The organism is Clostridiaceae bacterium HFYG-1003, from assembly GCA_024579835.1.
Lineage (GTDB): Bacteria > Bacillota > Clostridia > Clostridiales > Clostridiaceae > JG1575.
The window spans coordinates 2107352-2122393 of sequence record CP102060.1 but is presented as its reverse complement, the minus strand read 5'-3'; the positions used below and the strand labels follow the sequence as shown (position 1 = coordinate 2122393).

14 protein-coding genes are annotated in these 15042 nt (G+C 52.0%); 6 read left to right on the top strand and 8 right to left on the bottom strand.

The window, feature by feature from the left end; all coding sequences use genetic code 11:
* Window positions 1-31 precede the first annotated feature (31 nt).
* Window positions 32-1318, top strand: coding sequence for a 2-hydroxycarboxylate transporter family protein (locus NQU17_09585; protein UUM10915.1), 1287 nt, complete (start codon window positions 32-34; stop codon window positions 1316-1318).
* Window positions 1319-1717: 399 nt separating this feature from the next.
* Window positions 1718-3505 carry a flavocytochrome c gene (locus NQU17_09580; GenBank protein ID UUM13496.1) on the top strand — a complete coding sequence of 596 codons (1788 nt, stop codon included), beginning with the start codon at window positions 1718-1720 and terminating at the stop codon, window positions 3503-3505.
* A 626-nt stretch (window positions 3506-4131) separates the two neighbouring features.
* Here NQU17_09580 and NQU17_09575 read toward each other — a convergent pair.
* The 3 genes from NQU17_09575 to NQU17_09565 all read right to left on the bottom strand — a co-directional run bounded on the left by NQU17_09575 (window position 4132) and on the right by NQU17_09565 (window position 6023).
* Complete coding sequence (locus NQU17_09575; protein ID UUM10914.1) at window positions 4132-5028, bottom strand: 2-oxo acid dehydrogenase subunit E2; 897 nt, start codon at window positions 5026-5028, stop codon at window positions 4132-4134.
* A 97-nt stretch (window positions 5029-5125) separates the two neighbouring features.
* On the bottom strand, window positions 5126-5602 hold the full coding sequence (locus NQU17_09570; protein ID UUM10913.1) for a nucleoside deaminase: 477 nt from the start codon (window positions 5600-5602) through the stop codon (window positions 5126-5128).
* Window positions 5603-5858: 256 nt separating this feature from the next.
* Complete coding sequence (locus NQU17_09565; GenBank protein ID UUM10912.1) at window positions 5859-6023, bottom strand: hypothetical protein; 165 nt, start codon at window positions 6021-6023, stop codon at window positions 5859-5861.
* Between the two features lie 702 nt (window positions 6024-6725).
* On the opposite strand from NQU17_09565, the gene thpR reads away from it, so the two are divergent.
* The 4 genes from thpR (at window position 6726) to NQU17_09545 (ending at window position 9177) form a co-directional block, all read left to right on the top strand.
* Window positions 6726-7277, top strand: a complete 552-nt coding sequence (gene thpR, locus NQU17_09560; GenBank protein ID UUM10911.1) for an RNA 2',3'-cyclic phosphodiesterase — start codon at window positions 6726-6728, stop codon at window positions 7275-7277.
* Between the two features lie 55 nt (window positions 7278-7332).
* Window positions 7333-7629: a hypothetical protein gene (locus tag NQU17_09555; GenBank protein ID UUM10910.1), complete on the top strand. Its 297-nt coding sequence runs from the start codon at window positions 7333-7335 to the stop codon at window positions 7627-7629.
* 155 nt (window positions 7630-7784) lie between these two features.
* The gene (locus tag NQU17_09550) at window positions 7785-8576 is read left to right on the top strand and encodes a CBS domain-containing protein (protein UUM10909.1); all 792 of its coding nucleotides are present in this window, start codon (window positions 7785-7787) and stop codon (window positions 8574-8576) included.
* 142 nt (window positions 8577-8718) lie between these two features.
* Window positions 8719-9177 (top strand): hypothetical protein, encoded by a 459-nt coding sequence (locus NQU17_09545; protein UUM10908.1) that lies wholly within the window; start codon window positions 8719-8721, stop codon window positions 9175-9177.
* A gap of 298 nt (window positions 9178-9475) precedes the next feature.
* Here the strand turns inward: NQU17_09545 and NQU17_09540 are convergent, their stop codons facing one another.
* The 5 genes from NQU17_09540 to NQU17_09520 all read right to left on the bottom strand — a co-directional run bounded on the left by NQU17_09540 (window position 9476) and on the right by NQU17_09520 (window position 14908).
* On the bottom strand, window positions 9476-10234 hold the full coding sequence (locus NQU17_09540) for an SDR family oxidoreductase (GenBank protein ID UUM10907.1): 759 nt from the start codon (window positions 10232-10234) through the stop codon (window positions 9476-9478).
* Between the two features lie 459 nt (window positions 10235-10693).
* Window positions 10694-13000 (bottom strand): molybdopterin-dependent oxidoreductase, encoded by a 2307-nt coding sequence (locus tag NQU17_09535; GenBank protein UUM10906.1) that lies wholly within the window; start codon window positions 12998-13000, stop codon window positions 10694-10696.
* Window positions 12984-13460 (bottom strand): 2Fe-2S iron-sulfur cluster-binding protein, encoded by a 477-nt coding sequence (locus tag NQU17_09530; GenBank protein ID UUM10905.1) that lies wholly within the window; start codon window positions 13458-13460, stop codon window positions 12984-12986. The genes NQU17_09535 and NQU17_09530 overlap by 17 nt, the downstream gene beginning before the upstream one ends.
* On the bottom strand, window positions 13457-14242 hold the full coding sequence (locus NQU17_09525) for an FAD binding domain-containing protein (GenBank protein ID UUM10904.1): 786 nt from the start codon (window positions 14240-14242) through the stop codon (window positions 13457-13459). Before NQU17_09525 ends, NQU17_09530 begins: the two co-directional genes overlap by 4 nt.
* A 411-nt stretch (window positions 14243-14653) precedes the next feature.
* A complete protein-coding gene (locus NQU17_09520; GenBank protein UUM10903.1) occupies window positions 14654-14908 on the bottom strand; it encodes a hypothetical protein in 255 nt (84 codons plus the stop codon).
* Window positions 14909-15042: the final 134 nt, after the last annotated feature.

The following is a 15042-nucleotide window of genomic DNA, read 5'->3' as shown; positions in this document are numbered from 1 at the left end:
TAGAAAAAATATAGATATTACTGGAGGAAATATGAAAGATTATAAGATTATGGGGCTCTCGCTCCCCGTTTACTTCGGACTTCTGGCCGTTCTGCTGGGAGCCATCGCTTTGGGGGTTCTGCCCAAGGGAATGATCGGTGCCTTCCTCTTCATGATGGTTGTCGGGGCCCTGCTGGATGTCATCGGCAACAATACCCCCATCGTCAAGACCTTCTTTGGCGGCGGCCCCATTGTAATCATCTTCGGCTCGGCAGCGCTCGTTTATTTCAACATCCTGCCCAAAGAAGTCACCGATAATGTCACGACCTTCATGAAGGGCGGTGGATTCCTTGATTTCTACATTGCGGCTCTGATCACCGGATCCATCCTGGGCATGAGCAAAAAGCTCCTGATGAAAGCGGCCATCCGCTATTTCCCAACCATTCTCGGCGGCGTTGCGGTTGCCTTGGGACTGGTTGCCCTGGGCGGCCTGATTTTCGGGCAGTCACCGGCTGAATCCATCGCATACATCGGAATTCCGATCATGGGCGGCGGAATGGGTGCCGGAGCGGTGCCTCTGGCTGAAGTATTCGGCAAAGGCCTGAACATGCCCGCGGAAGACATTCTGTCCCGTCTGGTACCCGCGGTTGCCCTGGGCAATGCGATCGCCATCGTATTTGGCGGAATCCTGGATCGGGTGGGGAAAAAATACCCCAGCCTTACCGGCAATGGCAAGCTCATGGAAATCGGCGAAGAAGATCTGAAAGTCGCTGACAAGGAAACTTCATTATCCCTGAAGGATTTCGGCATCGGCATTGCCGTAGCCACCGCCTTCTTTACCTTCGGCAACATCGTAGGCGACCTGTTCGTCCGCTTCCTCAACCTTGATATCCATCCCTACGCCTGGATGATTATCTCCGTTGCGATTGCCAAATCCGTGAACCTGCTGCCAGCCAAGCTGGAAGATGCCTGCGCCAACTGGTACCAGTTCGTAGCCACCAACTGGACCGCAGCCCTGCTCATGGGAATAGGAATTGCCTACACCGATCTGGGACAGGTCATCTCGGCCTTCAGTCCGGTCTACCTGGTGCTGGTATTCCTGGTTGTCCTGGGTGCTGTCCTTGGTACAGCCATCGTTGGCAAAATGGTCGGGTTCTATCCCATCGAAGCAGCCATTACGGCAGGCCTGTGCATGGCGAATATGGGAGGAACCGGCGACGTGGCGGTTCTTACCGCGGCACACCGGATGGAACTGATGCCCTTTGCGCAGATTTCTTCCCGCCTGGGCGGTGCGTTCATCATCCTTCTCGCCACCCTCATCGTCCCAATCTTCTTCTAGAGAGACTCACCCTTCACTCGCAGTGATTTCACAGGGAGTCCCATAACATAAAACGACCCAAAGGATCTGGTTCTCAATGATCTGCCCCTTTGTCTGCCTGACAGGGATCAGAACATGAAAGAGCCGGATCCTTTGCGCTTTGCGGGAAAGACGACGTTTCGCTGAGGGAAATTTTGCAAGATTGCAACAGAGAAAGCTCTGCTTACATCCGGCAATAGGAGTCAGGTCGGAGAATCATCGAACGTTAATTTGTCAGCAAAATAAATAAAGATTGTTTAATTATTATTTAAATCATTTATATCACGGCGCAGGTGATTGTGACCGGGTTTCGGGAATGCAATAGTTCCTCTATAAAGCAAGGAAAGGGGATATACCATGAACAAATTCGTATCAGCATTGATGTCGGCTGTCCTGTGTCTGGGGATTGCAGGCTGCTCCGCAGGAGGCGCATCTACCACTGCGGCAGGTACAGGCGCAGCAGTCACAGCTGCGGGAACCACTGCCACCGGATCCGGCGCTGCCGGGACTGCTTTTCAAGCGGGCACCTATGAAGCGGAAGAAAAGGGCCATAACGGTCCGATCAAAGTCAAAGTCACAGTCACCGATTCGGCCATCGAGGCCATTGAAGCCGATGCCAGCCTTGAGACCAAGGGACTGGGCGATGCTGCCGTAGAAAAGATCAAGGGACAGATTCTGGAGAGCCAGGGACTGGGCGTTGATCTGGTGACCGGTGCTACGGTTTCCAGCAAGGGCTTTCTCGCGGCGGTGGTCAGCGCCCTGACTCAGGCCGGTGCCGATGTAGAGCATCTCAAGACCATCAAGCCGGCAGCCAATGCCGTGAAGGTGGAAGATCAGGAAGCAGATATTGTCGTTATCGGTGCCGGCGGTGCCGGAATGGCTGCTGCCGTGGAAGCGGCTTCTGCCGGAAAGAAAGTCATCGTTCTGGAAAAAATGCCGATTGTCGGCGGAAACACCAGCCGGGCCACCGGCGGGATGAACGCAGCCGGTACCAGCATTCAGGCGGCTGCCGGAATCAAGGATGATGTGGATACGTTCTACAATGACACCTTTGCCGGCGGCAAGGAAGAGAATGATCCGGAGCTGCTGAGAATTCTTGTGGACCAATCCGCTTCGGCCGTTGACTGGGTAAATGAACTGGGAGCCGGTCTCACCCGGGTATCTCTTTCCGGCGGCGCCACCAACCCCCGGATTCATACGCCGGAAGACGGTTCTGCCGTCGGCCCCGTCGTCGTTCGTGTCCTGTCTGAGAAGCTAGCTCAGCAGAAGGTTCAGATCATGACGGAAACTACTGCCGTGGATCTGATGGAAGAAGGGGAAGTATGCACGGGCGTTGTTGCTCAGACCAAGGACGGCTCCACCTTCAAGATCAAATCCAAAGCTGTGATTCTCGCAACCGGAGGTTTCGGCGCCAACAGCGAAATGGTTAAATCCTTCCGTCCCGACCTGGTCGGATTCTCCACCACCAACCACAGCGGAGCCACCGGAGACGGACTGAAGCTGGCTGAGGATCTGGAAGCCGATTTGGACGACATCGAATTCATCCAGATTCACCCGACTACGGATCCCAAATCTGGCTACATGTTCACCGAAGGCCTGCGCGGCGACGGGGCCATCCTGGTTAACCAGGACGGAAAGCGCTTCATTGACGAACTCCAGACGCGCGATGTAGTCTCTGCCAGCATTCTGGAACAGACCGGAGGCGTTGCCTATCTGGTGACCAATGAAGCGATGCGGAAAGAGAATGCCGCTCTGGCCGGCTACATCACCAAGGGCTATGCCCAGGAATGCACTTCACTGGCTGATGCCGCGGCTTTCCTGAAGGTGGATGCCAAGGTCGTGGAAGAAACCATGAGCGCTTACAACAAGGCGGTAGAGACAGGAAAAGATGAGCTCTTTGGCCGGACGCATCTGTCCGTATCCCTGGCGGAAGGTCCTTTCTACCTTCTCAAAGTTACACCGAGCATCCACCACACCATGGGCGGACTCAAGATCGATAAGCAGGCTCATGTCCTCAACGAAGACGGCGAGATCATCCAGGGTCTGTACGCTGCCGGTGAAGTCACCGGAGGCATCCACGGCGCCAACCGCATCGGCGGCAACGCCGTCACCGACATCATCGTGTTTGGACGGATCGCGGGTCAGACCGCAGCTGCTGAAGTAAAATAAATACCAATTATCTCCCCATAATTGAGCAGGCACCGGAACGCATCAGACGATGCATTCCGGTGCCTGCTGACGGTATTGCCTGCTGACGGTATTGCCTGCTGACGGTATTGCCTGGGATACGGGGTGGCTCGCAATGAAGGAGATCTGATGCGGATTTTTGAATATGACATAATCCGGCTTGTATTACCATCCTCCGGGCTGACTGCCGATGGAGCGGTTTTTGAAATCTCCCGGCAGGAAATAAGTGCCGGCAACCTGGAAATATCCTCATAACCGGTTACGGTGCATGCCGGTTCAGCCCTGACGAACGGTCCGGTGCATGATTCTGCCGTCTCTGCTCCGGCCGATATCCTGCTCGACTCCCCGCCCAGGGCGGCTGTTGATCACCCCTTGAGTAAGATGAACGGAAGAATATATTCCCATTCCTTTCAAGACGAGGATCTGGATCTGGCATTTTATGCCATGGCAGCTTCCGAGTCTGTCAGGGAAGAATTTGAAACGAACATCTTGAAGAATGCTGTCATAGGCTTCAAAAAATGATTCGGGACAGAGTTGGTCACTCTATCCCGAATCATTTTATTTTATCGACGATCCTGTCCCCGGATGGGTCGGAGGTTCCAGAACATTTACTCCGAGACCGGCCTGGCTGGCCGTTGCTCAAGCAGCTTCGGATCTGAAATATACTTTTCGAGAAGGCGGAAGGAGCGGGTCATATAGACACCGTCACAGATCCGCTCATCGGTGGTGATCCCGACTTGAACACAATTTTTAATGACAATAGAATGGCCTTCCACCACCGGCAGATCCATATTCTTGCCCAGGGCGATAAATATGCCTGTGGTTCCGAAATCATATAAGTGATGAAAAATATAGTCTGACTTGATGGATTTCAAATGGGTGATAAACAGACTGGTGTGGAAGGGACTGATTTTAATGAGGCTTTCCGGCAGGAGATTGAGCTTGTCCAGGCCTTTCAAGGTCTTAACCAAAATTTTCTTGACGAAATGGGGCAGGGACATCATGGTCTGGATCAGCTGATCTTCCTCTGTGGCGGTATGGGAAAGGGCTTTCGCAATCTCTGCATCGATGATCTGCGCCATTTCAAAGATCGTTTCCTGGCCGGTGAACTGGAACTTGACCGTTGTCTCTTCACCGTCCTCCCGAAACGAGCGCTTGATAGCCATGGAAATACTGATGCCCTTGCGCTGATAGATGCGGCTGCTCATAATAAAGCGGTTCAGCTGCGGACGTTCGGCCAGCACTCGAACAGAGGCTGCAATGAATAGATGGAGATAGCGAAGCTGACGCCCTTCCTCTTTCTTTTCCAGGATATAGCGGTCAATCGGTTCTGTGAAAAAGATTCGCTTGGCAAAATTTTGCGCATCACTGCGCCGTTCCATGATATAGGGAATCATCTCCACAAAGGGATCCAATGAGGTTAATCGGGTGCCGTCGCTGCGTTTCATCGTTCCTCCGCCTTGAGCCATCGCATCATATTTATTGCGGACTCTCTTTCTTTTCATCTTATGCTGATTCCGGACAGTCTGTCACGAGAAATCATGCAGTTCAAGGACTTTTGGCAACTCAGGCCAAGCTGATTTTGTATGATCAGTGATGGATTTATCTGGAATAGTAGCTTCGATGGAGTTCATGAACTTTCTCTGCCAGATCAGGAACCGGGCCTTCTGCCAAAGTGTCACGGATCACTTCTTCAATTGAAAGATTTCTTACGCGTGTGGGGGCTGCGCCCAGTTCTGTCAGCCATTGCACCAGCTGTCGGGAGGAGCTGGCATACACGATCCGACCCAGTCCTACCCAGCCGTGCGCCGCAGCGCACATGGGGCAGTGCTCCCCGGAGGTATAAACCGTAGCCCGGCTCCGTTCCTCCGGGGTCATGTGAGCTGCCGCCCATTTCGCCAGCGCGAATTCCGGATGATTGGTGTGATCGCCACCGCCGACATGGTTGTGATCTTCTGCCAATACTTCGCCGCTTTCCGCGACGAGGACTGATCCAAAGGGCTGGTCTCCCTTCTCCAGGGCCGTTCTGGCCAGTTCGACGCATCGCTCCAGGTGTTTTCGGTCTGTGCTGCTGATCATGAAATAATCTCCTTCCTCGTTGTTTTTCCTTCATTATACCGAAAGTAAGTGGGTATCGGACAGATATTTACCGGATCAGAAGGATTGCAACCTAAAATTTAGAAGGATCGCAGCCTGAAATTAGAAACGGAAAGATAGAAGCAATGACAGGAACCAACCTGTTCCCAAAAAGGAACAGGGGATCCGGAGCGTCTGACTGACAGGCGGCTCAGGATCCCGATGCTGCATTCATTTCTTTTGGTGCGGTCACTTTGACCTAATTCTCAGTGCTGAAATTAAATTCCAGCAGACCTGCGGACGCCTGGCTGAAAATGTCCCAGCCGGTGGCGGATGATTCCAGGTTCTCCTGTACGATCTCATGCCGGAAGCTGTTGGAAAAGTCGAAATCCTTGTTCAAATTGTTGTTGGTCGTGTTGTTCATGATAAATCCTCCTCGTTTCAAATAAGTGGTTTCCTGCAGTGACAGGTGCCATCCGGTGGAACCTGCCTGGTCTTGCCTGATCTTCTGAATAAGGAAATAAAAAAGCCTCGTCTCAGAAGATATCCTTCTTTTGAGACGAAACTGCTGATCAGCTCCGCGGTACCACTCAAATTGCATGGCTGTTTACCATGCCGCTCGTTGGGCCTTTATCGGTCCCGGACGTTAACGCCGTCCAGCGTGCGGGTCTACTGCCGTTGGGATATTCAGCCCTTTGGTTTCTTCCGCCGCTCGGAAGAGAGATCCCTGAAGGTTTCCGGTATCCGCTCACAGCCAGTACGGACTCTCTGCAACCATTGTTCCTTCAGCGTTTCTTCGTCATCGCTTTCCAAGAATTTATCATGGGTGATTAATGAAGTCAATAGCGTTTTCTAATTATTGCGAGTAGTTCAATAATGAATGCATGTAAAGCTTACCAGAATATCAACATCATAAGAATATTATTGTGAATCATTATTTTGATGGAACTTAAGCCTCCGGTCAAAAACGGCCATTTTTTGACCGGAGCATCATCAGTCGCAGTCCAGCGGTCATGAAAAACACTTCCTTTTCTTTCCTTCGTCCCCTAGAATGAACTTAAACAGATGCCGGGAACGGTCATCGAAGTTTGAATCGAACCGGATCTCAGGCTCGGGAGGAAGATTGATGCGATTATTCATAGCAATCAGGTTTTCTCAGGAAACCGGCTCCAAACTCACTGGGCTGCGCGATGAAGTCCGGCTTCATTCACAGCGCGGCAGATTCACCACTGCGGAAAATTTGCACCTGACCCTGGTATTTCTGGGCGAGTGCGATGAAAGACAGACCGCTGCCGTCCGGTCAGTCCTGGATGAGGTGCGGTTCGATCCGTTCCCCATCATCATAGATCGGGTGGGCAGATTCCAGCGCAATCGCCGAGACATCTGGTGGGCCGGCGTGGGTGAGAATGAGGCGCTGCAGGCTTTGCAGCTGGATCTGACGGAGCGGCTCTTACGGGCGGGGTTTTCATTGGAACAGCGCGCGTACAGGCCCCATATCACACTCGGCCGGGACATCCTCACGAACTTTCCGCCCTGGACTATTCAACCATTAGTGGACAGAGTTCATACTGTTGAACTGATGAAATCAGAACAGGTGGAAGGGACACTGACCTATACACCAATTTACTCAAAACCAGGCAATGCCGGGCAGCGGGGGACGAAACTTGCAGAACAATGATTCAAAGGATCCGAGTGATTCTTAACGAAACGAACCTTCAGGGAGGAATTTTATTGTGAAACGATCCAGAAAAGAACTGACTGGGATGATTATGATCGCGATTGCATTAATCATCGCCGGGGTGAGCTACTTGATGCTGCCGGATGTAATGATCGTTCAAATTGGACTGGATGGGAAGGGCAGCAACACGCTGCCGAAGCTTCCCGGCCTGCTGATCCCACTGGCCATCAGTACGGTTTCTTCGATTCAGTATATGAAGAGCAAGACATCCGAAGGGGTCAAGAATCTGATGTTTGCTGTCCTTGGTCTTGGCATTGGCGTGTTCGCGTTTGTGATCAACTTCGGCAGATAGATAATTAAAATCACGGCCGCTCAAGATTTGGGCGGACAGCTCATAGTGAGGCTCAGTCCCATCAGTTGAAACCGAAGATTCTGTCTGGAACCACAGGCTTAAACAGAAGGCTACTGACATGTCCTTAAAGTCATGGAACACTGCAGGAGGAACGCATGGATTTCAATACGACTACAGACCAGTACGGAGACACCAGCCGGTTTATCTCACTGTTCAACGAGCTGGATGACTATATGGGAACCCGACTCTGTCAGGAGCATGGGTCATGGAGCGATATGAATCATATCCCGTTCATGGATAAACTAAGGGAACTGACCGGATATCAGGTCATTCGGGCGGAACATCTTCATGAACTGAGGGAAATGGCTCAGCTGCGCAACGCGATCCTCCACGGCTATGGCAAAGCACCGGGTGTGAACCCGAAGGTGATCGCCATTCCGCTGAAAACCACGGTGGATCGCTTTGAAGAAATTTGCCGGGTGATCATGAATCCGCCAAAAGTATATCCTGCCATTTCAGTCCCTTTGCACGCAATGGCTGCAACCACCCTGGATCAGAGTTTGCAGTCCGTCGTAAACCGGATGATCGCAGGAAATTTCAGTTACATTCCGGTGCTGGAGAATGGGCGTCTGATTGGCGTCTTCAGCCAGGAAACATTGTTTAACATGCTGGCCGATCAAGAGGAATACATTCTGGAGAAAGAACTGCCGCTGCGTGATTTTGAAACCTACATCAAATCGGAAAAACATGTGAATGAAAGCTTTGGATTTATTCCCAAATCCCTGTCGATTTCAGAAGCAGAGGCCGAATTTGCCGCCGGACGCCCTAATCAGCGACTGGAAGTGCTGTTCATCACAGAAAACGGAAATTCTGCCGAGAAGCTCCTGGGCATGACCACATTATGGGATTTGATGAATTACCGGGCAGAGAAGAAAGGCCTGTTTTAGGAGCCTGGAAGAAACATGGCCTGGAGCAGGCAGAGTGAATGAACAATTGAATGGCAGAATGATAGATGGACTATTTGGATGATAAAATGATATTAGAATGAATGATTAAACACAAAAGATTACTCAGAAACGAGGAGAAAGAATGAAGGCGAAAAAACTGACGAACCGGCCCGCGGCAAATCTTGCAGGACAAACGACAGCCAGAAAAATCGTGAAGGACACTCCCCCGGTGATCTACGAGGAAAGAGAGTATTATCCGGTCATGGTTGAACTGGCACATCTGCTGGAAAAAACCCATGCAATATATCACGAGGATGAGATTATCCAGCGAATCCGGCTTCTGGAAGAGGAGCAGCCGGAAGGAAAAGGATCAAACGGTCTTCTTTGGCAATCGATTGGAGATGAGGTAAATCTTCTTCTCGACGAACGGGCTTTTTCAACGTTCGAGGAGATCCTGAAGGACTATCTCGATCCGGCATTGCTCCAAAACCTGAGTAAGTTCCTGGAGCAAACCAATGAGAAAAGACGTTCAGCCTTTGAATCTGCCAGTGAAGAAGAGAAACAGCAATATAAGAAGATCCATGTGGTTTCTTTGAATTAGCGAGGCTGATTTGACCGTGCAGACTCCGGATCTGATCATCAGTGAATGCCAGGATAATAAGTCCCGAAAATATCTCCGGGTTAAGCCATGGGCTGAGCTCCTGGTATATTGATGGGTATAACCGGAGAGGTGCTTTGTTATTGAGCCATTGAATGAATCATTGGATGAACGACAGAGTAAACCGTTGAATGTCGCAGAATGGCGTCGAATGGCGTCGAATGAATTAAATCAATGCAAAACAAAAGCCGGATGCGAATCCGGCTTTTGCTGTTGCATGATGGTATCTTCTTTTGGTAGCCTAGACTGCGGTGTATCCGCCGTCAATCGGCAGGATCACGCCGGTGACATAGGAAGCTTCGTCACTGGCCAGGAAGATGGCTCCGGCATTGAGTTCGCCTTCTTTGCCGTAGCGTCCCATGGGGACTGTGCCTTTCATATAGGCCTGGAATGACTCCGTATTGAGCGTGTCCACCGTGAGTTCGGTTGCGAAATAGCCGGGACAGATCGCATTGCAGGTGATGCTGTATTTGGCCAGTTCAGCGGCAACGGCCCGGGTGAAGTTCACGACTCCGCCCTTGGAGGCATGATAGGCGACGGTATCGATGGCGGTATTGCCCACCAGGCCATACATGGAGGCGATGTTGATGATTCGGCCGTAGTTGTTCTTCTTCATGATGTTTGCGAATGCGCGGGTTACCAGGAATACGCTCTTCAGATCGGCGTCCATGGTGAAATCCCATTCTTCATCGGTCATGTTGAGAACGCCGGCATTTTTGGCGGAACCGGCATTGTTGACCAGGACATCGACTCTGCCAAAGGCAGCTTCTACTTCCTGAGCGGCCTGATTCACAGCCTTTGGATCGGTCACATCGCACTGGACGGTGACGCAGCGAACCCCGAGTTCTTCAAGTTCCTTCGCCAGCGTGTCCAGCTTTTCCTTGCGTCTGGCCAAAAGTGCCAGGTCAGCGCCCTGGGCGGCGAAACCTCTGGCCATCTGTGCTCCCAGTCCGGATGAGGCGCCGGTGATGACAACCACTCTGTTTTTGAGATTAAACATGTCCAATTCCTCCTGAAGGATAAAATTCATTGTTTGATAGTATTATATCAAATTATTGATAAAAAGACCGCACTTGGTGAAAAAATAGTTATGAATTTATCATTTCTATAAATAAAATCAATGATCTGATTATTTTAGAGTGATTCCATCAAGATTGAAATGGCAAACCCTGTTGAAGGGCAGTTTCAGTGCTCATTGACAGTGGGACTTGATATATCACTGGGACGACTCCCGAATCCGGATTCCAACCGGATTCCCCCAGGTACGACCGGAATGCGTAACATATCAGCCAGAACTATTGAAAAACAGGGGGTCGGAGAGGGGGATTACGTCAGAACTTTCACCATATCAAGGGAGCTGATGATAATTATGAAACATAATGACGGGATAAAAATCCGGAAAGCCAAAGGTAATATGGCTTTCCGGATTCTTGGTTGATGACTATAAGGGACTGGGCGGTCAGCGAACGGAGGGGTCCTCTGTCTGGCTGGACAAGGCGGTCATGGCGCTGAAGATCTTCTCCGGGGTCATCGGCAAATCCCGGATGGAGGCGCCGGTGGCGTTCAGGATCGCGCCGGCAATGGCCGGAGGCGGAGTGTTGATGACCACTTCACCGATGGATTTGACACCGAAGGGACCAGAGGGTTCGTAGCTTGATTCGAAGGCCACCCGGATGGTTCCGACATCGAGGCGGGTGGGGATTTTGTATTGCATCAGGGAGTTGTTGTATAGCTGGCCTTTGTCGCTGTACTGGATATCTTCATACAGCGCCATGCCAATGCCCTGGGCAATTCCCCCTTCGGCCTGAATCCGGGCGATGTTCGAATTGACGACGGTGCCGCAGTCCACAACGCCGACGTAATCGATGAGGTCGATGGTTCCGGTTTCCTGATCGATTTCCACTTCAGCCATGCCGACCATGAAGGGGGGCGGGGAGAAGGCGGAGCAATGGGACTCTGTGGCATAGAGAGTATTCTGGTGACCGGCCATATTCCGATTGGCCAGATCCTTCAGCGAAATCGAGGCATTGGTTTGTGCGTGGTAGACGCGAATTCCGTCAAAGTCCACTTCATCCAGCCCGCATTTCAACGCTTTGGCACCGGCCTCCCGGATCTTTAAAACCAGCGCTTCACACGTCTTGACGGTGGCCATGCCGGTGATGTAGGCGGTGCTGGAAGCGTAGGAGCCTTTGTCATAGGGCGAAGTGTCCGTATCGACCCCATGTACGACAATATCATCCACGGAACAGTTGAGGCATTCAGCGGCTACCTGGGCCAGGCTGGTGTCGCATCCGGTGCCCATATCGGCTGCGCCGATGCTGAGCGAGTAGAAGCCATCGTCATTCACTTTCAACGAGACAGCAGCGGTATCCAGGTGCGTGATGCCGGAGCCCTGCATGGCCATGGCTACCCCAACGCTGCGGATCTTGCCGTTGCCAAGATCACGGGCTGGATATTTCTCGTCCCATTTCATCATTTCCTTAGCTCGGGCCATGCAGCGATCCAAGGCGCAGCTGTTGAGCTGCTCGCCGTAATAGGCCGGCATGATCTGCCCTTCGCGGACCATATTCAGCTCCCGCAGCTTGACCGGATCCCAGTCCATTTTCCGGGCCAGTTCGTTCACCGCGGACTCCACGGCGAATAGTCCCTGGGGCGCGCCGTAACCGCGGTAGGCACCGGCAGACATCACATTGGTATACACAACGTCAAAACGGAATCGGAACGCATCCGCTTTGCCATAAAGCGGAATCGACTTATAGGCAGAAAGTTCCACCGTGGTGGGACCGTGTTCTCCATAAGCGCCCGTATTGGACAGGGTATACAGGTCGATGGCTCGGATGATGCCGTCCTTGGTGGCGCCAACCCGGACCTTCAGGATATTTTCATGCCGCGGTGATCCGGCGATGTGTGATTCCTGGCGGCTGTAAACCAGCAGAGCCCCTTTTCCGGTCTTCATGGTAACCAGAGCCGGGTACATCTCCATGACAGCGCTTTGCTTGGCACCGAACCCTCCGCCGACTCGGGGTTTTATGACGCGGATCTGACCCTTGGGGATTCCCAGGGCATGGGAAAGAATGCGACGGACATGAAAGGGGACCTGGGTGGACGAGAGGCAGGTCAGCCGGCCATAGACATCCTGATAGGTGTAGGTCCGGAAGGTCTCCATCATCGCCTGGTTATTCGCCTTGGTATGATAGGTTTCCTCCACCACATAATCACAGCCGGCCAGCACGGCTTCCACATCGCCGTGTTCCTTCTGACCGCTGGCTGCCAGATTGCGCCGGTTGTCGGCTCCCACCGGAACCAGGCTCTTCCAGTTGTCCTCGGGATGGATCAGAATGGGATGGTCCTTGGCGATCATCGGATCCAGCAGGGGTTCCAGCACCTCATAGCTGACCCGGATCAGACTCATGGCCTTATCTACGAGTTTCGCGTCGGTTCCGGCAACGATGGCTACGGGATCGCCTACAAAGCGCAGGTGCCGATCCAGGATCAGCCGGTCATAGGGGCTTGGTTCCGGATAGGTCTGACCGGCCAGTGTGAATCGCTCATTCGGAACATCCTGCCAGGTCAGAACGCATTCGATGCCGGGCAGGGCCAGTGCCTGGGATGCGTCGATTTCTGTGATGAGGGCGTGAGCATGGGGACTCCTCAGAAGTTTTACCACCAGGGCATCCTTCGGCGTGAGGTCCGCCGTATAGACCGGCTTGCCCGTGACCAGCGCCATGGCATCTTTTTTCCGGATGGGCTTATTCAGCTGCTTCATGTTTATTTGCCCTCCTTGCGTTGAGATAGTTGCGGATGGCCCGCTTTTGTCCCATATAGCCGGTGCAGCGGCACAGGTTGCCGGACAGGTAATGAGCGATGGCCTCATCATCGGGCTGATCCAGTTCCCGGGTCATGGCCAGAACACTCATGACGATGCCGGGACTGCAGAAACCGCACTGTTCTGCGCCTTCGTCTGCCAGGAATACACCAAATTCAGCGGCTTCTTTCTGAAGTCCCTCCAAGGTCAGGACCTGCTTTCCGTCGACTCGGGCAGCCAGAGTCGAACAGGACAGAATCGGCCGGTTGTCCAGCATGACGGTACACAGACCGCAGCTGGAGGTCTCGCAGCCTCGTTTGACGCTGAGACAGCCATTGTCTCGGAGAAAGTCGATCAGGAGCGTGTCATCGGCGATTTCCCGCTCGATGTCCTTCCCGTTTAATTTCAGATGGATGATCATGCCTTTGTACCTCCCAGAATTTGCTCAAGACCTCTCCGGATATAGACCTGAGCCAGATGCCGGCGATATTCCGCGCTGCTCCTCATGTCCTTACCGAAGGATAATTGTGAGACCGCCTGCTGTGCCAGTGAATCCGGATCAGCCGCAGCGTCATCCGACAGGGTGAGCTCTACCAGGGCAGCCTTCATGGGACGCGCGCCGACAGAAATATAAACCGTTTGATTCCTGCATGCTGCTGCTACGGCAATGACTGGAAAATCTGTCCGGGTATTTCTTTGGGACAGATAGGCAGCGGTTCGGTTGTCGCGCCGGATAATAATCCGGACCAGTATGTCATTGTCGAGCTTCTGATTGACAAAGACTGTTAGTGGGACCAGCCCGCCCTGATACAGTTCAACCCGGGTGTCCAGTGCCAGCAGGCTGGTCAGGACGTCTGAAAAGCCATAACGGCCAAAGACGCTGCCGCCTACCGTTGCCCCATTCCTGAACTGGACTCCAACCAGAGAGCCCAGGGCTTTGGCGAAATATCCAGGGAACTGGCGATTGATTTCAGGGTGCAGTTCCAGCATTCTGAGGGTGCACATGCAGCCGATCCGGAATTCTTCCGGAGTGACTTCGATCTGATCCAGTCCCAACAGGGACAGATCAATCCCGGCAGCAACGGATCGATTGGCCATTTTCATCCACATGAATCCACCCAGAATCACATTGGATCTCTCCTGATTCAGGGTCCAGGCTTCGTTCAGGCTGCTGACCCGGATGATCCTCTCCATATTCATCATTTTGATTCCCCCTATGCATAGTTCATAGCTCAAAGTACAAGCTTATCGTTCCAAGTTCAATTTTATTGATCGTGGTCGGTAATTAGTGATTAGTAATTAGCAGCTGGCCGTTCGTAGTTAGCAGTTAGCAACTGGCAGTTAGCAGCTGGCAGTTAGCAGCTGGCAGTTAACAGCTGGCTTGTAGCAGTTAACAGATGGCAGGTATCAGCTGACAGTTAGCTGAGAGTAGTTCATTGTTATGAGTTCATGATTCTTTGTCATTGAACATGTATGGCTGGCCGGTCTCTTGTCAGAAATTGACGATGCGATTGATCGCGAACTGTTCAGACTGGTCATTTACGAAGGTTTTTTTATGGGAATGACATTTTGTTCGTTTTGAATATTATACGTTATTAATGCATTTTTCTCTACTCAGGAAGTACGAGGATCATCGACGGATCTTCCTGAGTCAGTCCAGAAAGCATCGGATTTTTGCGCAGGCAGGGAAAGACTGTCTTGGAAAAAAACAGGTTCAAGAGGAAAGGTAGTGTTTTTGAGATAGTTGATTCCTGATTCCTGATTCCTGATTTCAAAAATTGGGTTTTCTTCGGGTGGATCGCCAGATGGGATGGTGAAGGGCAGGAAGATACATGGATAAATATTCTCGTTATGTAAATATCTATCCAATGGACTGAGCGGCTCATGTCGGGGTGATATACCTATTTATTCGATAGATGCAAGTTTATCGATGAAAGGAATCATTATTGCCCTTGGCTTATGGCGCAACTTCTAAGATTATAAGGTTGTATTCTATGCTGATT